24 protein-coding genes are annotated in these 25,412 nt (G+C 74.3%); 18 read left to right on the top strand and 6 right to left on the bottom strand.

Annotated elements, in window-relative coordinates; all coding sequences use genetic code 11:
- The coding region (locus CCN29_RS08075; RefSeq protein ID WP_143661298.1) for a helix-turn-helix transcriptional regulator at positions 1 to 278 on the top strand (278 nt) is incomplete at its 5' end.
- Between the two features lie 64 nt (positions 279 to 342).
- Here CCN29_RS08075 and CCN29_RS08080 read toward each other — a convergent pair.
- Positions 343 to 1,155, bottom strand: a complete 813-nt coding sequence (locus CCN29_RS08080) for a DeoR/GlpR family DNA-binding transcription regulator (protein ID WP_031062589.1) — start codon at positions 1,153 to 1,155, stop codon at positions 343 to 345.
- A gap of 303 nt (positions 1,156 to 1,458) precedes the next feature.
- Between CCN29_RS08080 and CCN29_RS08085 the strand changes: the two genes are divergently transcribed.
- The 3 genes from CCN29_RS08085 (at position 1,459) to CCN29_RS08095 (ending at position 5,018) form a co-directional block, all read left to right on the top strand.
- On the top strand, positions 1,459 to 2,406 hold the full coding sequence (locus CCN29_RS08085) for an SIS domain-containing protein (protein ID WP_006131360.1): 948 nt from the start codon (positions 1,459 to 1,461) through the stop codon (positions 2,404 to 2,406).
- Between the two features lie 119 nt (positions 2,407 to 2,525).
- A complete protein-coding gene (locus CCN29_RS08090; protein ID WP_006131361.1) occupies positions 2,526 to 3,368 on the top strand; it encodes a class II fructose-bisphosphate aldolase in 843 nt (280 codons plus the stop codon).
- Between the two features lie 408 nt (positions 3,369 to 3,776).
- The gene (locus CCN29_RS08095; protein ID WP_006131362.1) at positions 3,777 to 5,018 is read left to right on the top strand and encodes an MFS transporter; all 1,242 of its coding nucleotides are present in this window, start codon (positions 3,777 to 3,779) and stop codon (positions 5,016 to 5,018) included.
- An 86-nt stretch (positions 5,019 to 5,104) separates the two neighbouring features.
- On the opposite strand, the gene CCN29_RS08100 is transcribed toward CCN29_RS08095, so the two are convergent.
- Positions 5,105 to 7,222: an MMPL family transporter gene (locus CCN29_RS08100; RefSeq protein ID WP_006131363.1), complete on the bottom strand. Its 2,118-nt coding sequence runs from the start codon at positions 7,220 to 7,222 to the stop codon at positions 5,105 to 5,107.
- A gap of 186 nt (positions 7,223 to 7,408) precedes the next feature.
- Between CCN29_RS08100 and CCN29_RS08105 the strand changes: the two genes are divergently transcribed.
- The 11 genes from CCN29_RS08105 to CCN29_RS08155 all read left to right on the top strand — a co-directional run bounded on the left by CCN29_RS08105 (position 7,409) and on the right by CCN29_RS08155 (position 19,421).
- The gene (locus CCN29_RS08105; protein WP_006131364.1) at positions 7,409 to 7,822 is read left to right on the top strand and encodes a MarR family winged helix-turn-helix transcriptional regulator; all 414 of its coding nucleotides are present in this window, start codon (positions 7,409 to 7,411) and stop codon (positions 7,820 to 7,822) included.
- 220 nt (positions 7,823 to 8,042) lie between these two features.
- Positions 8,043 to 9,299 carry an ATP-grasp domain-containing protein gene (locus tag CCN29_RS08110; RefSeq protein ID WP_442538273.1) on the top strand — a complete coding sequence of 419 codons (1,257 nt, stop codon included), beginning with the start codon at positions 8,043 to 8,045 and terminating at the stop codon, positions 9,297 to 9,299.
- Positions 9,296 to 10,132 (top strand): Rossmann-like domain-containing protein, encoded by an 837-nt coding sequence (locus CCN29_RS08115; protein ID WP_086680762.1) that lies wholly within the window; start codon positions 9,296 to 9,298, stop codon positions 10,130 to 10,132. The genes CCN29_RS08110 and CCN29_RS08115 overlap by 4 nt, the downstream gene beginning before the upstream one ends.
- Entirely contained in the window at positions 10,129 to 11,226 is a 1,098-nt protein-coding gene (locus CCN29_RS08120; protein WP_086680764.1) for a PLP-dependent cysteine synthase family protein, read from the top strand. The genes CCN29_RS08115 and CCN29_RS08120 overlap by 4 nt, the downstream gene beginning before the upstream one ends.
- Complete coding sequence (locus tag CCN29_RS08125) at positions 11,223 to 12,299, top strand: dipeptide epimerase (RefSeq protein ID WP_086680766.1); 1,077 nt, start codon at positions 11,223 to 11,225, stop codon at positions 12,297 to 12,299. Before CCN29_RS08120 ends, CCN29_RS08125 begins: the two co-directional genes overlap by 4 nt.
- A complete protein-coding gene (locus CCN29_RS08130) occupies positions 12,296 to 13,585 on the top strand; it encodes an MFS transporter (protein ID WP_086680768.1) in 1,290 nt (429 codons plus the stop codon). Before CCN29_RS08125 ends, CCN29_RS08130 begins: the two co-directional genes overlap by 4 nt.
- A complete protein-coding gene (locus tag CCN29_RS08135) occupies positions 13,582 to 14,409 on the top strand; it encodes a class I SAM-dependent DNA methyltransferase (protein ID WP_006131370.1) in 828 nt (275 codons plus the stop codon). The genes CCN29_RS08130 and CCN29_RS08135 overlap by 4 nt, the downstream gene beginning before the upstream one ends.
- A 39-nt stretch (positions 14,410 to 14,448) precedes the next feature.
- On the top strand, positions 14,449 to 16,047 hold the full coding sequence (locus CCN29_RS08140) for an ABC transporter substrate-binding protein (RefSeq protein WP_086680772.1): 1,599 nt from the start codon (positions 14,449 to 14,451) through the stop codon (positions 16,045 to 16,047).
- Positions 16,044 to 16,997 (top strand): ABC transporter permease, encoded by a 954-nt coding sequence (locus tag CCN29_RS08145; protein WP_031062581.1) that lies wholly within the window; start codon positions 16,044 to 16,046, stop codon positions 16,995 to 16,997. Before CCN29_RS08140 ends, CCN29_RS08145 begins: the two co-directional genes overlap by 4 nt.
- The gene (locus CCN29_RS08150) at positions 16,994 to 17,830 is read left to right on the top strand and encodes an ABC transporter permease (protein ID WP_037829622.1); all 837 of its coding nucleotides are present in this window, start codon (positions 16,994 to 16,996) and stop codon (positions 17,828 to 17,830) included. The genes CCN29_RS08145 and CCN29_RS08150 overlap by 4 nt, the downstream gene beginning before the upstream one ends.
- A gap of 22 nt (positions 17,831 to 17,852) precedes the next feature.
- A complete protein-coding gene (locus CCN29_RS08155) occupies positions 17,853 to 19,421 on the top strand; it encodes an ABC transporter ATP-binding protein (protein ID WP_086680790.1) in 1,569 nt (522 codons plus the stop codon).
- Between the two features lie 18 nt (positions 19,422 to 19,439).
- On the opposite strand, the gene CCN29_RS08160 is transcribed toward CCN29_RS08155, so the two are convergent.
- On the bottom strand, positions 19,440 to 20,246 hold the full coding sequence (locus CCN29_RS08160) for an SGNH/GDSL hydrolase family protein (protein ID WP_031062575.1): 807 nt from the start codon (positions 20,244 to 20,246) through the stop codon (positions 19,440 to 19,442).
- Positions 20,233 to 20,802 carry a PadR family transcriptional regulator gene (locus tag CCN29_RS08165; RefSeq protein ID WP_006131377.1) on the bottom strand — a complete coding sequence of 190 codons (570 nt, stop codon included), beginning with the start codon at positions 20,800 to 20,802 and terminating at the stop codon, positions 20,233 to 20,235. The genes CCN29_RS08160 and CCN29_RS08165 overlap by 14 nt, the downstream gene beginning before the upstream one ends.
- Before the next feature lie 107 nt (positions 20,803 to 20,909).
- Here CCN29_RS08165 and CCN29_RS08170 point away from each other — a divergent pair, with 107 nt between their 5' ends.
- Positions 20,910 to 21,323 carry a nuclear transport factor 2 family protein gene (locus CCN29_RS08170; protein WP_031062571.1) on the top strand — a complete coding sequence of 138 codons (414 nt, stop codon included), beginning with the start codon at positions 20,910 to 20,912 and terminating at the stop codon, positions 21,321 to 21,323.
- Between the two features lie 149 nt (positions 21,324 to 21,472).
- On the top strand, positions 21,473 to 22,183 hold the full coding sequence (locus CCN29_RS08175; RefSeq protein ID WP_006131379.1) for a helix-turn-helix domain-containing protein: 711 nt from the start codon (positions 21,473 to 21,475) through the stop codon (positions 22,181 to 22,183).
- Here CCN29_RS08175 and CCN29_RS08180 read toward each other — a convergent pair.
- Positions 22,165 to 22,743: a dihydrofolate reductase family protein gene (locus tag CCN29_RS08180; protein ID WP_086680774.1), complete on the bottom strand. Its 579-nt coding sequence runs from the start codon at positions 22,741 to 22,743 to the stop codon at positions 22,165 to 22,167. The two genes, CCN29_RS08175 and CCN29_RS08180, sit on opposite strands and share 19 nt — an antisense overlap.
- Before the next feature lie 88 nt (positions 22,744 to 22,831).
- On the bottom strand, positions 22,832 to 24,373 hold the full coding sequence (locus CCN29_RS35680) for a fused MFS/spermidine synthase (RefSeq protein ID WP_467206821.1): 1,542 nt from the start codon (positions 24,371 to 24,373) through the stop codon (positions 22,832 to 22,834).
- A 151-nt stretch (positions 24,374 to 24,524) separates the two neighbouring features.
- On the opposite strand from CCN29_RS35680, the gene CCN29_RS08190 reads away from it, so the two are divergent.
- Positions 24,525 to 25,220, top strand: a complete 696-nt coding sequence (locus CCN29_RS08190; RefSeq protein ID WP_086680778.1) for a 2-phosphosulfolactate phosphatase — start codon at positions 24,525 to 24,527, stop codon at positions 25,218 to 25,220.
- Positions 25,221 to 25,412: the final 192 nt, after the last annotated feature.

The following is a 25,412-nucleotide window of genomic DNA, read 5'->3' on the forward strand; positions in this document are numbered from 1 at the left end:
ACGTCAGCCCCGACGGACGCCGCTCCACACTGGCCGCCCGCTTCAGGACGGCGGTCGGGATGGGGCCGCTGGAATACCTCACCCGGTGGCGCATCGAACTGGCGGCGCGGCAGCTGCGCGAGGGGAGCACGACGCTCGCCGTGATCGCCCGGTCGGTGGGGTACGGCTCGGAGAGCGCCCTGAGTGTCGCCTTCAAACGCGTCATGGGCGTGGCTCCCGGCGACTACCGCAGGCGTCCGGCGGGGCAAGGGACACCTACGGTGGCGCCGCCGTCCTGAAGCGGGGGGCCGCGTGAGCGGCGTCCGTCGGGGCTGACGTCCGGTGCCACCGTCCCTCGGGTGGTCAGACGGCGTGGACCTTGATGCCCGCGTCCGTGAGGCGGGCGGCCGTCTCGGCGGGCAGGCCGGAGTCGGTCACCAGCACGTCGACGCGGTCCAGGCCGCAGATCCGGGCGAAGGCGCGCCGGCCCATCTTGGAGGAGTCGGTGACCACGATGACGCGGCGCGCCCGTTCGGTGAACAGACGGCTGACGCCGGCCTCGTCCTCCTGGTGCGTCATCAGCCCCAGCTCCGGGTCCACGCCGTCGACTCCGAGGATCGCGACGTCGAGGACGACCTCGTTGAGGACGCCCACGGTGAGCGGTCCGACAAGCTCGTACGTCTGGGGGCGGGCGACGCCTCCGGTGACCACGATCTTCACCTGCGGGCGTACCGCGAGTTCACCGGCGATGTTGAGGGCGTTGGTGACGACCGTGAACACGGGCCCCGACGTCTCGGGCGCGTCGCGGCGCCCGCGTCCCTCGCGGCTGCCGCCCGCCCTGAGGGCCAGGGCGCGGGCCACCTCGGTGGTGGTGGTGCCGCCGTTGAGGCCCACCACGTCGCCGTCGGCGATCATCCCGGCGACGGCGGTGGCGATGCGCTGCTTCTCGGGGGCGTGGCGGGAGGACTTGTAGCGCAGGGGCAGTTCGTAGGAGACGCCGTGGGCGATGGCGCCGCCGCGGGTGCGGACGAGCATCTGCTGCTCGGCGAGCTCGTCGAGGTCGCGGCGGATGGTGGCCGGGGAGACGCCGAGTGCGGTGGCCGCGTCGTCGACCTCGAGCCTGCCCTCGCCGGCCAGCAGTTCCAGCAGCTTGCTCCACCGATCGTGCTTGGACATGTGTCGGACTCCCTCGGGCCTCGGTACTGCGCTCCGCACACGGTAAGGGACACGCCGGGCCGCGGTGCCCCGGGGAATCGCCCTGCGTGATCCCGCCCGGAGCACGGTCACCCTGCGCGTCGCCGTGCCGTCCGTCCGCCTGTTTTCGGCAACGGCCGGATCACGACCTCTGGACGTGGGCCGCGGTGCGCCTGGATACTTCCCGACAGGATCAGTGTTCATTTCTGCGCGTAGAGGTGACTGATCGAGCATCTTCACGCATACGACGCCCGCCTTCCCCGGTTGCTGAAGGAGCACATCGCCTTGTCCGCCATCCGTTCGTCCCGCACCTCGGCCGAGATCGCCTCCCAGCCCGCCGTGTGGCGTCAGGCCGCCTCGTCCCTGTCACGTCAGGCGCACGCCCTGCCGCGGCGGGGTGAGCGCGTCGCCGTCGTCGGCTGCGGCACCTCCTGGTTCATGGCCCAGTCCTACGCCGTGCTGCGCGAGACCGGCGGCCACGGGGAGACCGACGCCTTCGCCGCCTCGGAGTTCCCCGCCGGCCGGCACTACGACCGGGTGCTCGCCATCACGCGCTCGGGCACCACCACCGAGGTGCTCGACCTCCTGCACCGGCTGAAGGGCACCGTGGCGACCGGCGCCGTCACCGCCGACCCGGACACACCGGTGATGCGGGCCGCCGACGCCGTCGCCGTCCTGGACTTCGCGGACGAGGAGTCGGTCGTCCAGACCCGCTTCGCCACGGCCAACCTGGCGCTTCTGCGCGCCCACCTGGAGGCGGAGGACGCCCTGCCCGCCGGTGTCCTGCCGCTGGACGCGGCCGTCCGGGACGCCGAGCGGGCCGTGGTCGAGCCCCTCGACGCGGCCGTGGTGGGCGCGGAGCAGTTCACGTTCCTCGGCACCGGCTGGACCTGCGGGCTGGCGCTGGAGGCGGCGCTGAAGATGCGGGAGGCGGCGGGCGCCTGGACGGAGGCGTACCCGGCGATGGAGTACCGGCACGGCCCCATCAGCATCACCGGCCCCGGGCGCGTGACGTGGGCGTTCGGCCGGCTTCCGGAAGGGCTGGCCGACGATGTCGCCCGGGTGGGCGGCACCCTGGTCGCGGATTCCGCAGGCAAGCCCGCCGGACTGGACCCGCTCGCCGATCTGATCCGCGCGCAGCGGCTCGCGGTCGCCTGCGCCGAGGCGCGGGGCCACGACCCGGACCGGCCCCGCAACCTCACCCGGTCCGTCGTCCTGGACGGCCGTGCCTGACCGGGCGGGCCCCGGCGCCCGGGTGGAGGCCGGAAGGCGGGCGGCCGTGACGCGCGCCGTCGCCTCGGCCGCCCCTGCCCGCGCGGGATTCCGCATCGCCGTGACCGTGGAGGACGTCCATGCCCCTCAGTCCGACTGACGCCATCGTCGGCCCCGCCGCCCGCGCCGGTGTCGGCGTCGGGGCGTTCAACGTGGTGCAGCTCGAACACGCCGAGGCGATCGTCTCCGGCGCGGAGGCCGCGGACCGTCCGGTGATCCTCCAGATCAGCGAGAACACGGTCCGCTATCACGGCGGCCTCGAGCCGATCGGGCTGGCGACCCTCGCCGTCGCGCGCGCGGCGCGCGTCCCCGTCGCCGTGCACCTCGACCACGCGCGGTCCGCGGACCTCGTGCACGAGGCCGTACGGCTCGGCTGCTGCTCCGTGATGTTCGACGCCTCTGCGTTCCCCTACAAGGAGAACCTGCGGGCCACCCGGGAGATCGCCGAGTACTGCCATGCCCGGGACGTGTGGGTGGAGGCGGAGCTGGGTGAGGTCGGCGGGAAGGACGGGGCGCACGCGCCCGGGGTGCGGACCGATCCTGCGGAGGCGCGGGACTTCGTCGCCGCCACCGGGGTCGACGCGCTGGCCGTGGCGGTGGGCAGCTCGCACGCCATGACCACCCGGGACGCCGTGCTGGACTTCGCGCTCATCGCGGCGCTGCGCGACGCGGTCGCCGTGCCGCTGGTGCTGCACGGCTCGTCGGGCGTGGCGGACGCGGAGCTGGTACGGGCGGTGGCGGCCGGCATGACCAAGGTCAACGTCTCGACGCACCTGAACCAGCGGTTCACGCGGGCGGCGCGGACGTACCTGGACGCGCATCCGTCGGCGGTGGATCCGCGCAGGTACCTCGGTCCGGCGCGGGACGCCGTCGCGGACGCGGTGACGCATCTGCTGGGGGTGCTGCACGGCGGGCGCGGCTGAGCCGCCGGGGGGCGGGGGCGGGGGCACAGATGGCGAGGCCGATCACGCCGAAGTCCGCGGGGACGGTCACGATGTCGTGGCCGCCGCCCACCAGGGTCGCCTCGCCGGTGTTGTAGAGAGTGCCCCCGGTGCCGCGCGCGCCCACCTCTTCCCGAGCGTGGGCGTCAGGGACCGGGACGGCGACGGGGGTCCCGGCATGCGGAGGGGGCGGTTGTGCCGCCCGGTTTCCTCCCCCGTCGGGGGATCTGGCAGGCTGGGGCACGCGGCAACCACGCCCGGACGACGAGGACCGGCGCCGGACCGCCCCCACCGACCCAGGCACCGCTGTCACCGGACGACGTCCGGTACCGCGGTGCCGCGCGGTGGGCGCCCTCACCCCGGCTCCTACGCGGAAGGTTCCCCTTCGCCATGCCCTTGGCCCTGTTCGCCCTGGCCGTCGTCGCGTTCGGCATCGGCACGACCGAGTTCGTCTCCATGGGGCTCCTCCCCCAGATCGCCGACGGTCTGGCGGTGTCCGTGCCGACCGCGGGCAACGTCGTCTCCGCCTACGCGCTCGGTGTGGTGATCGGCGCGCCGCTGCTGACCGCGATCGGCGCGCGGGTCCCGCACAAGCGGCTGCTGCTGATGCTCACGGGCGTGTTCGTCGTCGGGAACGTGGCCTCGGCGCTCGCGCCGAACTTCGAGCTGCTGTTCGCGGCGCGTGTCCTGGCGGGGCTTCCGCACGGGGCGCTGTTCGGGGTCGGCGCGGTGGTCGCGTCCGGGCTGGTCGCGCCGGACCGTGCGGCGCGGGCGGTGTCGATGATGTTCCTCGGCCTCACGGTCGCCAACATCGTCGGCGTCCCGGCCGGGACGGCGCTCGGGCAGCAGCTGGGCTGGCGGTTCGCGTACGCGGCGGTGGCCGTCATCGGCGTGCTGGCGCTGGCGGCGCTGGTGCGGCTCGTCCCGCACCAGCCGCGGGGCGAGCAGGCCGGTGTGCTGCACGAGCTGCGCGCGATGAAGAACAAGCAGGTGCTGCTGGGTCTGGTCACGGCGGTCGTCGGGTTCGGCGGGTTCTTCGCGATGTACAGCTATCTCGTGCCGATGCTGACCCACCTCACGGGCATCTCCGACTCGTCCACGACCCTGGTGCTCGCGCTGTTCGGTGTCGGCATGACGCTGGGTACGCTCGTCGCCGGGCCGCTCACCGACCGTGCGCTGCGCCCGACCCTGTACGGCGGTTTCGCGCTGCTCGCCACGGCGCTGGTGACGCTGCACTTCGTCATCGGTCACTTGGTGCCCGCGCTGATCGTCATCACGATCACGGGCGGTCTGAGCTCGTTGATCACCACGCCGGTGCAGATGCTGCTGATGGCCAAGGCGCACGAGGCGCCGACGATGGCGGCCGCGTCCAACCACTCCGCCTTCAACCTGGCGAACGCGGGCGGCGCGTGGCTCGGCGGCCTGGTCATCGCGGCCGGCTGGGGCTGGTCCTCGCCCACGCTGGTCGGCGCCGCCCTGGCGGTGGTCGGCCTCGCCCTCGCGGCGACGGGCGGGTACCTGGACCGGGAGCGCCGCGCGTCGAAGGTCGTGCTGTCGTCGACGGGCGGCGGCACGGACACGGCGGGGCAGGACAGGCCGGCGGCGGCCTGCACGCAGGACCCGTCCGCGTAGGGGGCGGGCCGGGCACGCCACGCGCGTCGGGCCGTCGGCCACCAGGTGGGTGGTCGACGGCCCGAGGTGCGTTCAGGGGACCGTGGTCACGCGCGTCCGGAAGCCGGCGGGGCCTTCTTCGTGTCCGGCGCGGGGCGGGACAGGGCGCCCGGCCACCAGGCCTTGGGGCCGATGTCGATCACCAGGGCCGGGACCAGCAGGGAGCGGACGACCAGGGTGTCGAGGAGGACGCCGAAGGCGACGATGAACGCGATCTGGACCAGGAAGGCCAGGGGAATCACCATCAGCGCGGCGAACGTCGCGGCGAGGACCACGCCGGCCGAGGTGATGACGCCGCCGGTGGTGGTGAGGCCGCGCAGCACGCCCTGGCGGGTGCCGTGCGTCAGCGCCTCCTCGCGGACCCGGGACATCAGGAAGATGTTGTAGTCGACGCCCAGGGCGACCAGGAACACGAAGCCGTACAGCGGGACCGACGCGTCCGTGCCGCTGAAGCCGAAGAGGTGCTCGAAGACCAGCGCGGAGACGCCGAGCGTGGCGAGGAAGTTGAGCGCCACGGTCGCGACCAGCAGGACGGGCACGAGCACGGACCGCAGCAGCAGGACGAGGATCAGCAGGATCACGGCGAGGACGATCGGCACGATCAGCGTGCGGTCGTCGGAGGCGGTCTGCTGGGTGTCGACCTGCTGGGCGGTGTAGCCGCCGACGAGCGCGTCGGCGCCGGGGACGCCGTGCAGGTTCTCCCGCAGTCGCTCGACGGCCCGCTTCGCGGCGTCGCTGTCGGCCGCGGCCTCCAGCGTGGCGTCGACCCGCACCCGCCCGTCGACGACCAGGGGCTCGCCGCCGCCGGGCCGTCCGGAGGCGGAGACCGGGGCGGCGGAGGCGACCCCCTCCGTCCTGTTCGCGGCCGCCGTGACCTGGTCGAGGCGGTCGGCGTTCGCGAGGACGACGGCCGGGTTGCCGGACCCGCCGGGGAAGTGCTCGCCGAGCGTCTTCTGGGCGGCGACCGACGGCGCGTCGTTGACGAAGATCTCGTCGAGCGGGGTGCCCTTGGCGGACAGGGACGGGGAGAAGGCCGCGAAGACGGCCAGGATCAGCGCGGTCGCCGCCCACACGCGGCGCGGCCTACGGTCGACCGTCGCGGCGACGCGGCGCCACACGCGGTGCCCCTCGACGGTGGCGTCCGCCGCCTTGGGCTTCGCGGGCCAGTAGGCGGCGCGGCCGAGCAGGGCGAGGGCGGCCGGCAGGAAGGTGAGCGCGGAGAGCACCGAGCACACGATGCCGATGGCGCCGACCGGACCGAGGGCGCGGTTGTTGGTGAGGTCGCTGGCGAGCAGGGTCAGCAGGCCGAGGGCGACGGTGGCGGCGCTGGCGGTGACGGCGCCGAAGGAGCGGCGTACGGCGGCGAGCGCGGCGGCGAACCGGTCGCCGCGTACGGCGAGTTCCTCGCGGAAGCGGGCGGCGAGGAGCAGGGCGTAGTCGGTGGCGGCGCCGATCACGAGGATGGACAGGATGCCCTGGACCTGGCCGTCGACGCGCACCACGTCGTGGTCGGCGAGGACGTACACGATGGCGCAGGCCAGGCCGAGGGCGAAGACGGAGCCGAGGATGATGACGAAGGGCAGCAGGACGCTGCGGTAGACGAGCAGCAGGATGAGCAGCACGGCGGCGAGGGCCACGCCGAGCAGCAGTCCGTCGATGCCGGCGAAGGCGTCGGACAGGTCGACCTGGCTGGCCGCGGGGCCCGCGACCTCGGCCGTGGTGCCGTCGACGGTGCCCGCGGCCTCGCGCACCTCGTCGATGACGTCGGCCAGTCCGTCACCGAGGTCGGGTTCCACCTGGACCACCGCTTGCAGGGCCTCGCCGTCCTCGGAGGGGAAGGCCGGCGAGGGGTCCCCGACGACGCCGGGCCTGCCGGCGAGTCCGGCGACGGCGCGGGTGGCGGCCGCGGTCCGGGCGCCGCTGATCCGTTCGCCGTCCGCGGTCCACACGACGATCGCGGGCAGCGTCTCCTGCTGGTCGAACGCCTTGCGCTCGTCGAGGACCCGCGTGGACTCGGCGCTCCGGGGCAGGAAGGAGGCCTGGTCGTTGGTGGCGACCTCGCCCAGCTTCCCCGCGTAGGGGCCGAGCGTGCCGCCCACGCCGAGCCAGACGATCAACAGAGCGAGCGGGACGAGCCAGCGGGCCCGGCGGGGTGCGGTTGTCATGTGGATCCCTATGACGCGGAGTGACACGAGGTGACGCGAGTGACGTGAGGGTTATCTCAACGGTCGATTATCTCAATCATCGAGTGATCTTATACTGGCCGCATGAGCGGCTCACAAACCTCCGCACCTCCTCCGCCGGAGGCGTGCCCGACCGGGCTGCAGTCATTCGCCGTGCAACTGCGCCGGATGACCGGTGAGTTCAACCGCATCGTCCAGGAGTTCGCCCAGGCGCACGGCCTGCACCACACCGACATGCTCGCCCTGATCGCGATCCTCGACGGCGGCGGACCCGACACACCCATGACGCCCGGCCGTCTGCGCAAGCAGCTCAACCTCACGTCCGGCGCGATGACGGCCTGCCTGGACCGGCTGGAGCGGGCGGGACACATCCGGCGGGTACGGGCGGCCGACGACCGCCGCGTGGTGCATCTGGAGTACGAGGACCGGGCCAGGGGTCTGGCGCGGGAGTACTTCCGGCCGCTCGCCCGCAGCACCGACACGGCCCGCGAGCGGTTCACGACCGAGGAACTGCGCGTGGTGATCCGCTTCCTCACCGAGCTGAACCACGAGCTCGCGCTGTTGCGCGGGCACACGGACTGATCCGCCCGGCGGCGGACGGCCGGGTCAGGGCGCACGCCTGACCCGGCCGTCCGCCGCCGTTCTCGTTTCCGCGGAGCGCACGCACCTCCTCGACGGCTGACATTGAAAATGATTACCGTTATCGTGTGTTGCGCGCGGCCCGGCCCCTCCCCCGAGGGGTCTTCTCGGGCTGCCCGTCACGGTGATGGCGGCCTCAAGGCACGGCACGAAAAGGGGAGTTGTGGCTCATCTGCTGATGGTCGAGAGCTGGGTCGGATCGATGAGCAGGCTGCTGCCGCGGGCGATACAGGAGGCCGGGCACACCTTCACGTTCCTCACCCGCGACCTGCACCACTACCTGCGTACGGCGCCCGAGGGCGCGGCGCACCCGCTGCTCGGGGCGCGCGACGTGGTCACCGCGGACACCAACGACCCGGAGTCCCTGGTGCCGTACGTGGAGCGGCTGCACGAGGTTCTCGGGTTCGACGGGGTGCTCACGTCCTGCGACTACTACCTGCCGACGGCGGCGCTGCTCGCCGAGCGGCTCGGACTGCCCGCGCCGGACCCCGAGGCCGTGCGGAACGCCTGCCGCAAGGACGCCACCCGCCGCGTGCTGGAGAAGGCCGGCGTACCGGGTCCCCGGTTCGCCGTCCACGAGGACCGGGCCGAACTGGGCGCGGCCGCCCGGGACATCGGCTTTCCGCTGGTCGTCAAGCCCGTCGACCTGTGCGCGGGGATGTTCGTGCGGCGCGTGGACGACGACGGGCAACTCGCTGCCGCCGTACGCGCGCTGGGCGACTTCCCGGTCAACGCGCGGGGGCAGCGGCGCGCTCCGGCGGTGCTGCTGGAGGAGCTGCTGGACGGACCGGAGGTGAGTGTCGAGACCGTGTCCCACGCGGGTGCCGTGCGGGTGGCCGGGGTGACCGACAAGAGCATCGGCGGCGCGCCCGCGTTCATCGAGACCGGCCACATGTTCCCCGCCGCGCTGTCCGGCGCCGAGACGGAGGACGTCGTACGGACCGCGGTGGACGCGCTCACGGCCCTGGGCCTCACCGACGGGGTCGTGGCGCACACGGAGATCAAGCTGACGTCGGCCGGGCCGCGCGTGGTCGAGGTCAATCCGCGGCCCGCCGGCAACCGCATCACCGAACTCGTCCGCCGGGTCACCGGGGTCGACCTCGTCGCGGCGTTCGTCGACGTCTCGCTGGGCCGGGCACCCGACCTGCGGCGCACGGACACCGGACTGCGGTCCGCCGCCGTCGGGTTCCTCGTGCCGGAGGCCACGGGGACGCTCGCCGCCCTGGACGGCTCCGGGCTGCGCGGCGCGCCGGACGTGCTGGAGGCGGAACTCGCCGAACCCGGCAGGCAGGTGCGGGCGGCGGGCAGCAACAACGAGTACCTCGGGCACGTCATGGTGGGCGACACCGAGGGGGCGGGGGCCCGCGTACGGGTCGAGGGCCTGCTCGCCTCGCTGCGGTCGGGACTGGTGATCCGATGACCGCCGTCCGCCCGGCGTCCGCCGGCACGGTGACGTACGAGACGCTGCTGGCGCGGGCCCGGGGCGGGGAGCTCGGCCCGGACCCGGCGGGGCTGCGGGTGGCCGTGGCGTTCACGACCCGGCAGGCCGTACGGCACGACGGGCGGGGCACCGGTTACCGGAACGAGGTGCTCGGGCTGCGGGTCGGCGCGGCCGTCGGCAGCTGCGCGGTGGAGCCCGGTGCGACGGCCGACGGCGTGGTCGAGGAGTGCGCCGGCGCGGCTCTGGACCGGCTGCTGGACCATCCGCTGGAGCCTGTGCGGGTGGCCGCGCTGGACGCCTACCTGATGCACGTCGCTCCGCACTCTCCGGCGCACGGGGCCCGGCCCGTGCGGGTGCCCGCCGGGACCTCGCTGGAGAAGTCCCGTGCGCGGGCGCGGGCGGTCGTCGGGCTGCTGAAACTGCCGCCGGGGGCCACGGTGTTGGTGGTCGGGGTGGTCAACTCCCTGCTGGAGGCCCTGCGTGCGCGCCGGCTGGCGTACGTTCCGTGCGACTTCAAGGGCGGGGTCACCGAGTGGGGCGAGGCGGTCGCCGGTGACGCGCTCGCCGAGGCGCACCGGTGCGACGCGCTGCTGGTGTCCGGGATGACGCTGGGCAACGGGACGTTCGAGCCGCTGCGGCGGCACGCGCGGGAGCACGGCAAGCAGCTGGTGATGTTCGCCCAGTCGGGCAGCGCCGTGCTGCCCCGGCTGCTGGGGCATGGGGTGAGCGCGGTGTGCGCGGAGCCGTATCCGTTCTTCTGGCTGGACGGCGGTCCGAGCACGCTGCACCTGTACCAGGGGGGTGCGCGGTGACGGCCGCCGTCGCTCCCCTCGCCCGGCCGGTCGCGCGTCCGGAGCTGCTGTCCCTGCTGGGGCGTACTCCCGTCGTGCGGGTGACGGCCGGGCTGCCGGATCCGCACCCGGGGTTCTGGGCGAAGCTCGAAGGGCTGGCGGCCGGCGGTATGAAGGCGCGGCCCGCCGTGTCGATGCTGCTCGACGCCCGTGAGCGGGGCGCGCTGCGTCCGGGCGCCCCGGTGGTGGAGTCGACGTCCGGCACGCTCGGCCTCGGACTCGCCTTCGCGGGGCAGGCGCTCGGCCATCCCGTCGTCCTGGTGTGCGACAGCGAACTGGAGCCGTCGATGCGGCGGTTGCTGCGCGCCCACGGGGTGCGGCTGGAGATCGTGGACCGTCCGGCCGTGCGGGGCGGCTGGCAGGCCGCGCGGCTGGCCCGGCTGCGGGAACTGCTGGCGGAGCTGCCCGGCGCGTACTGGCCCGACCAGTACGACAACCCGGGAAACAGCGCCGGTTACGCCTCCCTCGCCGCCGAACTCGCCGTCCAGCTGGATCATCTGGACATCCTGGTGTGCAGTGTCGGCACCGGCGGGCACAGCGCGGGCGTCGTCGGTCCGCTGCGCCGGCACTGGCCCGGGCTGCGGCTGATCGGCGTGGACGCCACCGGCTCCACGATCTTCGGGCAGCCGGCCAGGCCGCGGCTGATGCGCGGGCTGGGCAGCAGCATCCATCCGCGCAACGTCCGCTACGAGGCGTTCGACGAGGTGCACTGGGTCGGGCCGGCGGAGGCGGTGGACAGCTGCCGGCGGCTCGCCCGCGAGAGCTTCGTCTCGGGCGGCTGGAGCACCGGCGCCGCGGCCCGGGTCGCCGCCTGGGCGGCCCGCGTCCATCCGGGCGCGGTCGTCGCCGCCGTCTTCCCCGACGGCCCGCACCGCTACCTCGACACCGTCTACGACGACGGTTTCACCGCCGCGCACGGTCTCGACGTCGCCGCCGCGGCCACCCGGCCCGTGGAGATCCCGCACCCCCGCGCGGCCGAGGCGACCGGCTGGGTCCGCTGCACCCGCGTCACCGATCCGCTGAAGACCGCACCCGCTGCGAGGAGGACCCCGTGAAGGCCGCCACGCGCACCGTGCGGCTCGAACTCACCGAGCCGCTGCGCATATCCCGTTCCGTCATGGCCGCCCGTGACGCCGTGTGGCTGAGCGTCGAGCACGACGGTGTCACCGGTCATGGCGAGGCCGTCACCAGCGTGTACCACGGCCTGGACGCGGCGACGCTGCGCCGCTGCTTCGCCGACGCCTCCCGGGAGTTGTGCCGCTTCCCGGACCCCGATGCCGCGCTGGAGGCGCTGCGTGCGGGCGAACTGACGGGAGGCGCCACTCCCCCGGCCGTCCGGGCCGCCGTGGAGGCGGCGCTGCTCGACCTCGCCGGCGTCCGCGCGGGCCGCCCGGTGCACCGGCTCCTCGGCCTCCCGCAAGCGCCGGTGGCGGCCACCGCCCGCACGATCGGCATCACCTCGCCCCTCGACGCGGCGGCCCAGGCACGCGCGCTCACGGCGTGCGGGTTCGAGGTCCTCAAGCTGAAGGCGGGGCTGCCCGACCCGGAGGAGGACGTCGAGCGGCTGCGGGTCGTGCGGGACGCCGCGCCCGGCGCCCGCCTGCTGCTCGACCCGAACGGCGCCTGGACGCCCCGCCAGGCGGAGGCGCTGCTGCCGCGTTGCGCCGAGCTCGGTGTCGAGGCCGTCGAGCAGCCCGTCGCCCCCGGCGATCCCGACGGGCTGGCCGCGCTGGCCGCGCGCTCACCCCTGCCGGTGATCGCCGACGAGGACGCGGTCGGTCTGGAGGACGTACGCCGGCTCGCCGGACGCGTCCACGGCGTCAACGTCAAGCTGGCCAAGTGCGGCGGCGTGCATGCCGCGCTGCGTATCGCGGAGACGGTCGCGGGCAGCGGCACCGCGCTGATGCTGGGCTGTCTGACCGCCAGCAGCCTGGGTCTCGCGCCCGCGGTGCATCTCGCAGGGACGGCCCGCTGGGCGGACCTCGACGGCCATCTGCTGCTCGCCCACGACCCGTGGACCGGCATCGGCGGCGAGGACGGGTACGTACGGACGAGCGGGCTGCCCGGGCTGGGCGTGGAGCCGCGAGCCGTGCGCGGGGAGCGCCGGGCGGCGGTGGGGGAACGGTGACGGCCTGGCACGAGATACGCCGCTTCCCGCCGGCCGTCCAGCTGCTGCTGGTCAACCAGTTCGGCGTGAACACCGGCTTCTACCTGCTCATTCCCTACCTCGCCACCCACCTCACCGAGAACCTCGGCATGTCGGCCGCCGTCGTCGGCGCGGTTCTCGGGGCGCGCACCCTCAGTCAGCAGGGCCTGTTCGTGGTCGGGGGGTCCGCCGCGGACCGGCTCGGCGCGCGGGGCGTCATCATCGCTGGATGCGCGCTGCGCACCCTGGGGTTCGCGCTGTTCGCGTTCGGGGACGACCTGGTGGTGCTGGTGGCCGCCTCCGTGCTCAGCGGCTTCGCGGGGGCGCTGTTCAACCCCGCCGTGCGCGCCTACCTCGCCGAGGAGGCGGACGGGCGCACGGCTGAGGCGTTCGCCCTGTTCGGCATGTTCGCGGCGGCCGGCGCGCTGGCCGGGCCGCTGCTGGGCAGCGCGCTGCTGCTGGTGGACTTCCGCACGTCGGCGCTGACGGCCGCCGCGGTCTTCGCCGTTCTGACGATCGCCCAGGTGCTGGTGCTGCCCGCCGGCGGGACGCGGCGGCGCGCCGGCGGTCCGGTGCCGGCCGACTGGCGGGAGGTGGCGCGGAACCGGCCGTTCCTGGCGTTCTCGCTCGCGATGGTCGGCATGTTCACCCTGGAGAGCCAGCTGTATCTGCTGCTGCCCGACGGCGCGCGGCAGGCCACCGGCTGGGACGGCGCCGCGGGTCTGGTGCTGCTCGTCGGCACGCTCGCTCATCTGACCTTGCAACTGCGGGTCACCCGCGCCCTGAAGAGGCGGGGGCAGCGGGGGCGCTGGATCGTCACCGGGCTCGGTCTGACGACGGTGGCGTTCCTGCCGCCGGCGCTGACGGCGGGCGCCCCGGACGGACCGGACGGCGTGGTGGACGGGGTACTGCGTGTGCTGCCCGTGCTGGCCGGGGCGCTGCTGCTGAGCCTGGGGGTGATGGTGGCGCAGCCGTTCGTGATGGAGCTGATACCCGCTTACGGCCGGGCCGGGCTCACCGGCACCTACTTCGGGGTGTTCTACGTCGTCTCGGGTGTCGCGGCGGCGGTGGGAAACACCGTCGTCGGGTGGGCCATGGACACCGGAGGGCGGGGCGGGCCGGCGTGGCTGCCGTGGGTGTGCTGTGCCCTGTTCGGGCTGGTGTCGGCGCTCGGGGTGGCGTGGCTGCGGCGGCTGGGGTCGTTGCCGGCGGCGTCGGAGCCGCGGGCCGTGGGGGCGGCCGTGCGGGGCGAGGGGACGGCCGCATGAGTGCCGAAGCCGGGCCGCCGGCCCGTGAAGCGGCTTCGCCCGCCCGCACTCTTCTCACGGACCGTCCCGAGCTGTACGAGGCCCGCTTCCCCGATCCCGGGCGGCTCGCCGGACGGTGGGCGGAGGACTGTCTGCGACGGCACGGCGCGGGACCGCGTGTGCTGGACATGGGGTGCGGCACCGGCCGCGACGCCGCCCATCTGCACGCGGCGGGCCGCCGGGTGACCGCGGCCGACCTGTCCGAGCCGATGCTCGCGTACGCCCGCACCCGCCATCCGGGGCCGGAGTACGTACGGGCCGACCTGCACGGATGTGACTTCGGGACGGACGTGTTCGACGCCGTCGTGTGCCTGGACAGCGCGCTGCTGTACTGCCACACCAACGAGCAGCTCGACCGTTTCCTGTCGTGCTGCCGGCGCGCGTTGAGCCCCGGCGGTCTGCTGGTGGCGGAGATGCGCAACGGCGCGTACTTCCTGGGCCGCACCGACCTGCTCGACTCCGCCGCTCCTGCCGAGTTCGTGTGGCAGGGCGTCGTGCACCGGTCCGTCACCACGCTCACGGTGGACCGTACGGCGCAGCTTCTGCGCCGGATGCGGGTGTGGCGCGCGGGCGGCGGTGCGGAGCCGGCCGTGGAGCGGTCCGCCTGGCGGCTGTTGTTCCCGCAGGAGCTGCGCCGCTTCCTGACGGCGCACGGGTTCGAGGTGCTGGAGCTGCACGACGGGCCGGGACCGCGCACCGAACCGCCCTGGCGTGAAGGGCTCCCGCCCGGCCGCACCGCCGACGCCGACCGGCTGCACGTCGTGGCCCGTCTCGCCCGGCCCTGACATCCGTAGCTCACTCTCCTCCGACAGAAGGACTCCCTCATGCATGACGACTCCGTTCCTCCCCTGTCCTCCGACGGACGCTTCGCGGGACTGCGCCGCCGTGGTTTCCTCGCCGCCACCGGCGCCGCCTCGCTCGGCGCGCTGTCGCTCGCCGGGTGCGGCGGCTCCGGTGACGGCGGTGATCCCAAGGCGGGCGGCACGCCGCAGCGCGGCGGACGGCTGCGTGCCGCGTTCGCGGGCGGCGGCGCGAGCGAGACGCTCGATCCGCACCGGGCCAACCTGTTCGCCGACGCCGCCCGCGCGAAGGCGCTGTTCGACAAGCTCGCCGACCACGGCCCCGACCTGGCCGCCCGCCCGCGCCTCGCGGAACGCTGGGAGCCGAACCGGACGCTGGACCGCTGGCAGGTGACGCTGCGGGAGGCGACCTTCCACGACGGCCGTCCGGTCACCGCCGAGGACGTGCTGCACAGTTACCGCCGTATCGCCGATCCTCGGGAGGCGTTCCGCGCCAAGGCGTCGCTGGAGCCCGTCGATCTGAACGCGAGCCGGGCCACGGGCCGCCGGTCCGTCGAGTTCGTGCTCAAGCGGCCCACCGCCGAATTCCCCAACGTCCTGGCCGCGTTCGGCGCGTACATCGTCCCGGCGCACGCCGGCGACTTCGACGCGAACCCCGTGGGCTCCGGCCCGTTCCGGTTCGTGTCGTTCGCACCGGGCCGCTCGGCGGTCTTCCGCCGCTACGACGGCTACTGGGACGGCGCGCCGTACCTGGACGAGCTCGAGTTCGTCGTCGCCAACGAGGAGTCGGCGCGCGTCAACGCGCTCCTCGGCGGGCAGGTCGAGTACGCGCACGAGCTGAACCCGACGACGGCCCGCGCCCATGAGGGCAGCGGGCAGATCGACATCGTGCGGCTGCGGAACAGCGCCATGCAGGCGTTCTGCATGAAGACCGACCGGCCGCCCTTCGACGACGTGCGGGTGCGGCGGGCGTTCTTCCTGATCGCCGACCGGGAGGAGCTGGTCGACGCCGCGCTGGCCGGGGCGGGCGAGACGGGCAACGACCTGTTCGGCAAGGGGTACGAGTACTACGCCGACGGACTGCCGCAGCGGGCGCAGGACCTGGAGCAGGCGCGGTTCCTGCTCAAGAGGGCCGGCGCCGAGGACCTGCGCGTCACGCTGGACACCTCGGCCGTCGCCGCCGGGTTCACCGAGGCCGCGAGCGTCTTCCGTGACCAGGCGCGGCAGGCGGGCGTCACGGTGGACGTGCGGATGGGCAGCAAGGACTCGTACTGGAGCGACATCCTCGACGGCGGCATCCTGTGCTGCTACCGCTCCGGGGCCATGCCGATCGAGGCGCACATCTCGCAGCGGCTGCTCACCGACTCCACGACCAACGCCACCCACTGGCGGCACCGGGACTTCGACGCGCTGTACCGGCAGGCGCAGTCCACCCCCGACAGGGAGGACCGCGCCGCCCTGTACCGGCGTATGCAGCGACGGCTGTACGCGGAGGGCGGGTTCCTGGTGTGGGGGTTCGCCGACTGGATCATCGGAACGGCCCGCTCGGTGCGGGGTGTCGAGGCGGACGCGCCCGCCAACACCCTGGACTGGGCGCGGTTCGACAAGGTGTGGCTCGCGTGAGCGGACTGCGCTCGTTCGTCGCCCGGCGGCTGCTGCTCGGGGCCGCGCAGATCGTGGCCGTGGTGCTGCTGGTCTTCGCGCTCACCGAGGCGCTGCCGGGTGACGCGGCCGTGGCCCTCGCCGGTGACCAGCCGGACCCGGCGCGTGTCGAGGCGATCCGTACGGCGATGGAGCTGGACCGGCCGGCGTGGGAGCGGCTGGCGGACTGGGCGGCGGGCCTGCTCCACGGTGATCTGGGCACCTCGCTGACGTCCGGGCGCCCGGTGGCGGGGTACCTCGCCGACGGCTTCGGCCCCACCCTGCTGCTGGCCGCGCTCACCGTGGTGCTGCTGGTGCCGGCGGGCGTCGGGCTGGGTGTGCTGGCCGCGCGGTACGAGGGGCGGCTCGTGGACCGGCTGATCAGCTCGGTGACGCTCGCGGTGTACGCGGTGCCGGAGTTCGCCCTGGGGGTGCTGCTGGTCACGGTGTTCGCGCTGCGGCTTGGCTGGCTGCCGCCGACGGCGGTCGGTCACGGCGCCGATCTGCTCGCGCATCCGGGTGTGCTCGTCCTGCCCGTCCTGGTCCTGCTGGCGCGGCCCGTGTGCTCGCTGGTCCGCCTGGTGCGCGCGGGCATGATCGACGCGCTGGCGTCCCCTTACGTGGCGCACGCCCTGCGGTGCGGGGTCCCCGGCGCCCGGGTGCGCCGGCTGCACGCGCTGCCGCATGCTCTCGCGCCGGCCGTGCAGCAGCTGGCGCGGACGGTCGACTGGCTGCTGTGCGGGGTCGTGGTGGTGGAGACGCTGTTCGTGGTCCCGGGGCTCGGGACCGTGCTGCTGGGGGCGGTGGGCGAGCGTGACGTGCCGGTGGTGCAGGGGCTCGCGGTGGTGTTCGGCGTGGTCACGGTCGTGCTGAACCTGGGGGCGGACGTGGTGGCGCACCGGCTCGCCCCGCGGGCGGGGGTGGTGGCGTGAGGGCACGCACGGGCCGGTTCGTCCTGGGGGTCACGGTGGTGGCCGTGCCGGTGGTGATCGCGCTGCTCGGACCGGTCGTCGCGGGTGAACCGCCGTCGCGGGACGGCTCGTTCGCCGGGGGCGGGGCCTTTGGGTTCGGCACGGACTTCGTGGGGCGGGACGTCTGGTACCAGGTGCTGCACGGCGGGCGGCCGGTGGTGCTGACGGCGCTCGCGGCCACCGCCCTGGCCTATCTGGTGGCGCTGCCGCTGGGGCTGGCCGCCGCGCTCACCCGCCGGCGCCTGGTGGAGGAGGCGCTGATGCGGCCGCTGGACGTGCTGCTCGCCGTGCCGTCGCTGCTGATGATCCTGCTGGCGGCCACCGTGTTCGCGCCGGGGGCCGTCGGGCTGGCTCTGCTGGTCGCGGTGGTCAACGTGCCCGACGCGGCCCGGCTGGTGCGCGCCGCGGCCACGGAGATCGCGGCGCGCCCCGCCGTGGAGGCCCTGCGGATGCAGGGCGAGACGTGGTGGCGGATCGCGGTGGGGCACGTCGGGCGCGCGATGCTGCGCACCCTGGCCGCCGATGCCGGCACCCGGCTGACCGGGGTGCTGTACCTGGTCGCCACGGCGGCGTTCCTCGGCGTGGGGGTGGCGCCCGACGCCGCCGACTGGGCGGTGATGGTCGACCGGAACCGCACCGGCCTGTTCGTGCAGCCGTGGGCCGTGGCCGTGCCCGCCCTGCTGATCGTCGCCCTCACCACGGGCAGCAACCTGCTGTTCGACGCGGCGCTGGAGGGGCGGGGCCGTGTCGGGGCGCCTGCCGGAAGGGAGAAGGGGCGTGTCCGTGGAAGGTGAGAACGGCCTGGGTGAAGGGCCCGTGGCCGAGGAGGGGGAGAGCGGCACGGGTGAGGGGCCCGTGGTCGAGGTGCGGGATCTGCGGGTGGAGGTCGACGGGCGGGCGATCGTGGACGGGGTCTCCTTCCGGGTGCTGCCGGGCCGGGTCACCGCGCTGGTGGGGGCGTCCGGAAGCGGCAAGACGACGACGGGGCTCGCGCTGCTCGGGGAGTATCCGTACGGCGCGCGGGTGGGCGGGGAGGTGCGGGTGACCACCGGAGGGCCCGTGGGGTACGTCCCTCAGCATCCGGCGAGCGTGCTGGCGCCGGCCCGCCGGATCGACGCACTGCTGACCGACATCGCCCGGCCGCGGGCGCTCCGCCTGCCGCGCGGGGAGCGGCGGGCGGCGGCGCGCGCGCTGGTGGTGCGGGCACTCGAGGACGCGCAACTGAAGGACGCGGAAGCTCTGTTGCGGCGGTACCCGCACCAGTTGTCGGGAGGACAGCAGCAACGGGTCGTGCTCGCCCAGGCGTTGCTGCTCGGCTCCCGGGTCGTGGTCGCCGACGAACCGACGACGGGGCAGGACACCCTGACCAAGCGCCGGGTGGTCGCGCAGCTCGCGGCCCTCACGGCGCGCGGGATCGCCGTCGTCCTGCTCAGCCACGACCTGGACGTCGTGCGGGCGCTCGCCGACGAGGTGGTCGTGATGCGGGAGGGGCGGGTGGTCGAGTCGGGACCCGCCGAGCGGCTGTGGGCCGCGCCGGGCCATCCGTGGACACGGGAACTGCTCGACTCGGAGCGGACGTCGGTGCCCTTCGACGATGTCGCGCGGACACGGCGCCCTGTGATGCGGGTGCGCGACCTGGTGGCACGGCACGGGGCCGGAACCCGGTCCGCCACGGTCGTGCTGCGTGTTCCCGCGCTCGATCTGCGCGCCGGGGAGTGTCTGGCCGTGGTCGGCCGGTCCGGCAGCGGCAAGACGACCCTCGCGCGGTGTCTCGCCGGACTGCATCGCGATCACGACGGTGAGGTGCGTCTCGACGAGACGGTGCTGCCCGGCAGCCTGCGCCGACGCACCCGTGCGCAACTGGCGTCCGTGCAGTACGTGTTCCAGGACGCCCACCTCGCGTTCGACGCACATCGGCCGGTGGTGGAGCAGGTGGCCCGCACCGCCGTGCGTCTGCGCGGACTCGGCGCCGATGCAGCACGGCGGGAGGCGCTGGGCGTCCTGGCCCGCCTCGGTCTGCCGGGAGCTCTGGTGCGGCGCCGGCCCGGCGGGCTGTCCGGGGGCGAACTCCAGCGTGCCGCGCTCGCCCGCGCCCTGCTGGCCCGCCCGCGCGTGCTGCTGTGCGACGAGATCACGTCGGGCCTCGACACGGCCACGCGCCGGGACATCCTGGGGACCCTGACGGAACTGATGCGTGAGCGGGGCGACCTGGCGCTGGTCCTGATCACCCACGACCTGGCCACCGCCGGTCTCGCGCACCGTGTCGCCGTCCTCGACGCGGGCGAGGTCGTCGAACAGGGGCCGGCGCGGACGGTGCTGGCCGATCCCCGGCATCCGTTCACCCGGGCGCTGGTCGGCACGGCGGAACCCGTCGCGCGGACATGAGGCCGGGTGTGCCGCGCGTCAGCCGTCCGTCACCGGGCGGCGGTCGGCCTGTACCGGAAGGAGCAGCGGGCGTTTGGCGGTGCGGCCGTCGCCGGACGACCTTCCCGTCAGGCGGCGGAGCAGCCAGGGGCCCAGGAAGCCCGCCAGCCAGCGGAGTTCGGCGGTGACGGCGCGCACGCCGGTGGGCAGGGCCTGCGGCGGGAGGGGGTGGGTCCAGGTGTCGTCGCTGCCCGGCAGGCGCAGGGCGTGGGCGAGGGCGGCGGCGATGCGTTCGTGGCCCAGCGGGCCGGCGTGGAGACGGTCGGGGCTCCACAGCCGGGGGTCGCCCGCGACCGGGTGAAGGGCCGTCTCCGCGACGATCACCCCGTGGCGGCGCGCGGTGCGGCGTATGCCCTCGTTGAGGGCGGTGACGCGCGGGACCAGGGGGCGTGCGACGGGGCAGACACGGGAGAGGTCCGGGACGGTGATCGTGGCGACCTGGGTGCCCTGCTCGGTGAGCGCCCCGAACATGGCGTCCAGGTGGGCGCACACCTCGTCGGCGTCGAAGCCGGGTCTCAGCAGGTCGTTCACACCGGCGACCACGGTGGCGAGGTCGGGCCGCAGCGCGAGGGCGGGGGCGAGCTGCTCGGTGTGGATCTGGGCGGCGAGGCGGCCGCGTACGGCCAGGTTGGCGTACTGGAGGGCGGGTTCGTGCCGGGCCAGGTGCTCGGCGAGGCGGTCGGCGAAGCCGCGCAGGCCGGTGACGTCGTCGCCGTCGCCGACACCTTCGGTCTGGCTGTCGCCGAGGGCGACGTAGCGGAGGTAGGTCGTCTCAGTTCCGGGCACGGGTGTGCCGCCTCTCTTCCAGTACGGCGACGGTCCGCAGGCACCAGTCGCGGTTCTCCTGCTCGAAGGCCACGCCGCGCAGACACGTCAGGTAGGGGCCGATGCGGTCGCCGTGGCGGAGGAAGTCCTCCTCGCTGCGGTCGCCGCGCAGGCGCCGGAGCAGCGCCTCGAACAGCTCGACGCGGGCGCGGGCGATCTCGGCGCGCTCGGTGAGCTGGTCGACGAGGGTGGCGGTGTCGACGCTGTCGGCCGCCTGGACCTTGACCATGAGGTCGTCGCGCACGAAGACGGGCTTGGTGGAGGCGGCGGTGAAGGCCTCCAGCTCGGCCAGGCCGGCGTCGGTGACGTGGAACAGCCGCTTGTTGGGGCGGCTCTCCTGCACGACCTCCCGGCCGGCGACGAGGCCCTGCTGCTCCAGCCGGGTCAGCTCGGCGTAGAGCTGCTGCGGCTGGGCGTACCAGAAGTTGGCGACGCCGACGTCGAACGCCTTGGCCAGCTGGTAGCCGCTGAGCTCGCCGTCGAGCAGCGCGGCCAGTACGGCGTGCTTGAGTGCCATGCGTTCCCTTTCCGCCTGCGGCTGTCCCGCCCCTGTCGCCTTGCGCGCCACCCATGATAGTCATCATTCTGACTACTCACACCCATGACTATGAAGGTGGTGCGTCCATGGACACCGTGGACCGTTTCCGTGCGGCCGTCGATGCTCGTGATCTGGCGGCGCTGGACGATCTGTTCACCGACGGCATCCGGCTCTACAGCCCGGTGAAGTTCACGCCGTTCGAGGGCAAGGCGATGGTCATGGGCCTGTTCGGCGTGCTGCTGCGGACGTTCGAGGACTTCCGGTACGTCGGCGAGTACAGCGGGGCGGCGCAGACCAGCGCGGAGGGGGTGACGCTGCCGTCGGCGGTGCTGGTCTTCCGGGCGACCGTGGGCGGGAAGGAGATCCACGGGATCGATCTGCTGCACTTCGACGAGGACGGGCGGATCACGGAGTTCACCGTGATGGTGCGGCCCCGCTCCGCGGTGGAGACGCTGGGGGAGGCGGTGCTGAAGGGGCTGGTGGCGGAGGGGCTCGCCTGAGGCGCGGCCACCGGCGTCCTGGGTGCGCTCGGTCGCCGAGTGCGGGTGCGTGCGACTGGTCGCGCAGTCCCTCGCACCCCTGGGGCGGTTGGCCTCTGCGGTGTCGTGAGTGCGGGGTCGTCGTGGCTGGTCGCGCGTATTCTGGTGAGGTGGGGCTGCAGTTCGAGACGCGCGGGTCCGACTCGCCGTGGGTCGACTCCGTGTGGACGTGCACCAGCGCGCGCGTCACCACCATGACGTCCGTCGCCGGGGCGCGGCTGGGGCTCGTCTTCTGGCAGCAGGACGGGACGGCGTACGCGGCGGTCACGGGACCGGAGACGCGGACCGGCCGGGCGCCCGTGCCGGAGGGTGCCGTGTTCACCGGGATCGACTTCGCCGTGGGCGTCTCGCTGCGGATGGCGCCGACGGGGGACCTGCTCGACGGCGGGGTCACGCTCCCCGACACCTCGCGCCGGACGTTCCGGTTGGACGGGACGCGCTGGGAGACCCCGGGCCCCGACGACGCGGAGGCGCTGGTCGACCGGCTGGTGCGGGCCGGGGTGCTCGACCGCGATCCCCTCGTCGCCGACGTGCTCCGCGGCCACCGTCCCGCCGTGTCGCAGCGGACCGTCGAACGGCGCTTCCGGTCCGCGACGGGGCTCACGCGGGGCGCCGTACGGCAGATCGAGCGGGCGCGTACGGCGGCGCGGCTGCTGGCCGCCGGCGAACCGGCGGCCGGCGTCGTCGTCAAGCTGGACTACTTCGACGAGCCGCATCTGGCCCGGGCGCTGCGGACGTACGTCGGGCGCACGGCGGGTGAGCTGCGCGCGGGCGCCGGAGGGGCGATCGCGCTCGACGTGGATCAGCGCCTGACGTCGTAGACGAGCTTGACGATGCCGTTGGAGTAGGTGTCCGACTCCCTCAGGGCCAGCATCTGCTTGTCCCGGTCGGCGCGGCCGAACAGGCTCTTCCCGGCGCCGAGCAGCACGGGGAACATCAGCAGGTTGTACTGGTCGATCAGGCCGGCGTCCGACAGGCGCCGGGCCAGGTCCGCGCTGCCGTGGATGTGGACCGCGCCGCCCTCGCCCTCCTTCAGCACGGCGACGTCCTCGGTGGAGCGCAGGATCGTCGTCGGGCCCCAGCCGTCGGTCAGGGCGTCCTCGGAGAGCGTGGACGACACCACGTACTTCGGCAGGTCGCGGTAGTCGGCGTGGTCCTCGGAGCCGGGCCAGACCGGCGCGAACGCCTCGTAGCTCCGGCGCCCGAACATCAGCGCCGTCGTGTCGGCCAGTTCCTCGCCCTTCAGCGACCAGGCCTCCTCGACGAACTCCAGGTCCTTGAACACCCAGCCGCCGCTGCGGTGCTCCTCCCCCGGCCCTCCGCCGGGCGAGTCCACGACGCCGTCCAGGGACATGAACCCCGTGTACACCAGTTTCCGCATGCCGCGCCTCCTCCTCGGGACCGCCGGGTCGACGCCTTCACCGTAGAGGGCGCGGGAGCGGCCGTCTTGGACGGAAACGACACGCGGGTCAGCGGCGGGCCGGGGAGGCGTACGGCTGGAGGAGCTGGTCGACGGGGGCGTAGTCGTCGGTGAGGACGGGAGCGCCGGCGGTCCAGGCGGCGAGGGCGTCGCCGGTGGCAGTCGTCCAGCCGGTGCGGCGGGCGTCGAGGGCCTTGCGGACGGCGGCCAGGTCGACGGGACGGTCGGAGGCGACGGCCACGACGTTGCCTCCGGCGGGGGCGCCCGAGCGGGCGAGGCCGATGTCGACGGGTTCGCCGAGGAGGGCGACGTGGTCGAAGACCTCGCGGAGCGTGGCCAGTTCGGCCTTGGCGAAGGCCTGTTCGCCGTGGTCGATGAGGTTGACGACGTAGAGGCCGTCGCGGGCGAGCACACGCCGTACCTCGGTCAGCGCCTCCACGGTGGTGAGGTGCCAGGGCACGCTGACACCGCCGAACGCGTCGCCCACGACGAGGTCGAGTGAGCCGGGGTCCAGGCGTGCCAGCCCCAGCCTGCCGTCCTCGGTGCGGACGTCGACGCCGGACTGCGGGCGCAGGCCCAGCCGTTCGCGGTCGATGCGTACGACGCCGTCGTCGATCTCGGACACCGTGCTGCGCGTGCCGGGGCGGGTGGCCGCGAGGTAGCGGGGCAGGGTGAGGCCTCCGCCGCCCAGGTGGTGGGCGGTGAGCGGGCCGCCCTTCGGGAACGCGGTGTCGGCGACCGACGCGACGGCCTTGACGTAGGTGAACTCCAGGTGGGCCGGATCGTCGGCGTCGACGTAGGAGTGCCGGACGCCGTCCAGCACGAGCGTGCGGCCGCCGGCGGGGTCGGTGACGACCTCGGCGCAGTGGTACCGGGTCTCCACGTCGCAGCCGCCCGGCGCGACCGAGGCGGCCAGACCGCCCGCCGCCAGGACGAGGGCGAGGGCGGGTGCGGCGCCGCTCCGGCCGCGCATCCGCAGGCCGACCGCCACCGAGGCGGTCACCAGCAGGGCGCCGAGGCCGACCAGGATGCCGCTGACCGGGAGCCGGGACAGCAGCACGAAGCCGGTGAGGACCGTGCCGACGATGGAGCCCACGGTGCCGACGCCGGACAGCCGGCCGACGACCGTGCCGGTCTCGGCGAGGCTGGTGAGCCGCACCTTGGTCACCAGGGGCGTGACCGCGGACAGCAGCGCGCCCGGCACCAGGATGGTCAGCGCCGCGACCAGGATCAGCGCCGGCCGCGCCCACTCCCCGACGCCGCGCAGCACGGCCGGGGTGAGGGCCACGACCACGCCCGGGATGCCGAGGGCGGGCGCGAGGAGCCGTAGCGGGTCGACCTGGTCGGCGACGCGCCCGCCCAGCCAGGAGCCGAGCGCGATCGCCGTGAGGGCGATGCCGATCACCAGGGTGCTGGTCTCGAGCGTGAGGCCCAGGTACGGGGCCAGCAGACGCAGGGCGACGATCTCGACCACCAGCACCGCCGCCGAGGCTCCGAACACCAGGACGGCGGCGAGGCGAGGCCCCAGAACGGGGCGGCGGGCGGTGTCCTCGGCGACGGGCGAGGCAGACAATCCGGTCACACACGGCATCCTCGCACGCGGGCGGGCGCCGGCATGCCGTCTTGCCGCCACCGCCCGCCCTTGCTGCGAACTCCCCCGCGCCGCACACCGGTCGGCCCCCGTCCGCGGTCGGCGCAAAAGTCGCGTGCGTCCGGCTTTCACCGTGCCGCATCATGACCGGATGCGAGCTCGCTTCCTCGGCATCCCCGAGCTGACCGACGTACCGGACGTGGCCGTGGTGGTGGACGTCATGCGGGCGTACACCGTGGCCGCCTGGGCGTTCACCCGAGGCGCCGAACGGGTCGTCCTGGCCGAGTCGTTGGAGGACGCCCTGGCGCTCAAGGCGCGGCGTCCCGGCTGGGTGACGCTCAAGGACGGCTCGCCCGCGCCCGGCTTCGACCTGGTCAACTCCCCCGCCCTGCTGCGGGACACGGACCTCGCCGGGCGCACCGTCGTGCAGAAGACCACGGCGGGGACCGTCGGCGCCCTCGCGGTGAAGGACGCCTCGCTGGTGCTGTGCGCGAGTTTCGTGGTGGCGGAGGCGACGGCCCGGCTGCTGCGGCAGCGGGCGCCCCGTGAGGTGACGTTCGTCGTGACCGGCGGGGACGGCCGCGCCGAGGAGGATCTGGCGTGCGCGGAGTACATCGCCGGGCGGGCCGACGACGGGGACGTGGTCGACGCCGCCCCGTACCTGCGGCGGGCCGGCGCGTCCCGTGCCGCCGACGAGCTGAGGACGGGCGTGCGCGACGGCTCCGCTCCCGAGGACGTCGCGCTCTGCCTGGAGTTGGACCGGTTCCCCTTCGCGATGGCCGCCGCGGTGGAGGACTCGCTGATGGTGCTGCGGCAGGTCACCCCCGCCGACGCGCCGCCGGCCTGACGTCCCGCCGCGGTCGCCGCGGCGCGGCCCCCTCGTGTCGCCGCTCCGCGGCCTCCGTGTGTCACCGTCCCACGGGCCCTCGTACCGCCGTGCGGCCCCTTGTGTCAGGGGTATTGACAACGATGTCAGGGCCGTGATCTAGTCCGCTTCCGTCCAGCCCGGTGCGACAGGTGAGCAACAGGAGCCGCTGCC

The organism is Streptomyces pseudogriseolus (assembly GCA_002154585.1).
GTDB classification, from domain to species: domain Bacteria; phylum Actinomycetota; class Actinomycetes; order Streptomycetales; family Streptomycetaceae; genus Streptomyces; species Streptomyces pseudogriseolus.

Bases quoted from the DNA above. Each gene is read 5' to 3' on its own strand.
- CCN29_RS08080 (WP_031062589.1), bottom strand. From the start codon at position 1,155: ATGTCCAAGCACGATCGGTGGAGCAAGCTGCTGGAACTGCTGGCCGGC.
- CCN29_RS08090 (WP_006131361.1), top strand. From the start codon at position 2,526: ATGCCCCTCAGTCCGACTGACGCCATCGTCGGCCCCGCCGCCCGCGCC.
- CCN29_RS08095 (WP_006131362.1), top strand. From the start codon at position 3,777: ATGCCCTTGGCCCTGTTCGCCCTGGCCGTCGTCGCGTTCGGCATCGGC.
- CCN29_RS08100 (WP_006131363.1), bottom strand. From the start codon at position 7,222: ATGACAACCGCACCCCGCCGGGCCCGCTGGCTCGTCCCGCTCGCTCTG.
- CCN29_RS08105 (WP_006131364.1), top strand. From the start codon at position 7,409: ATGACCGGTGAGTTCAACCGCATCGTCCAGGAGTTCGCCCAGGCGCAC.
- CCN29_RS08115 (WP_086680762.1), top strand. From the start codon at position 9,296: ATGACCGCCGTCCGCCCGGCGTCCGCCGGCACGGTGACGTACGAGACG.
- CCN29_RS08135 (WP_006131370.1), top strand. From the start codon at position 13,582: ATGAGTGCCGAAGCCGGGCCGCCGGCCCGTGAAGCGGCTTCGCCCGCC.
- CCN29_RS08140 (WP_086680772.1), top strand. From the start codon at position 14,449: ATGCATGACGACTCCGTTCCTCCCCTGTCCTCCGACGGACGCTTCGCG.
- CCN29_RS08165 (WP_006131377.1), bottom strand. From the start codon at position 20,802: ATGGCACTCAAGCACGCCGTACTGGCCGCGCTGCTCGACGGCGAGCTC.
- CCN29_RS08170 (WP_031062571.1), top strand. From the start codon at position 20,910: ATGGACACCGTGGACCGTTTCCGTGCGGCCGTCGATGCTCGTGATCTG.
- CCN29_RS08180 (WP_086680774.1), bottom strand. From the start codon at position 22,743: ATGCGGAAACTGGTGTACACGGGGTTCATGTCCCTGGACGGCGTCGTG.
- CCN29_RS35680 (WP_467206821.1), bottom strand. From the start codon at position 24,373: ATGCCGTGTGTGACCGGATTGTCTGCCTCGCCCGTCGCCGAGGACACC.
- CCN29_RS08190 (WP_086680778.1), top strand. From the start codon at position 24,525: ATGCGAGCTCGCTTCCTCGGCATCCCCGAGCTGACCGACGTACCGGAC.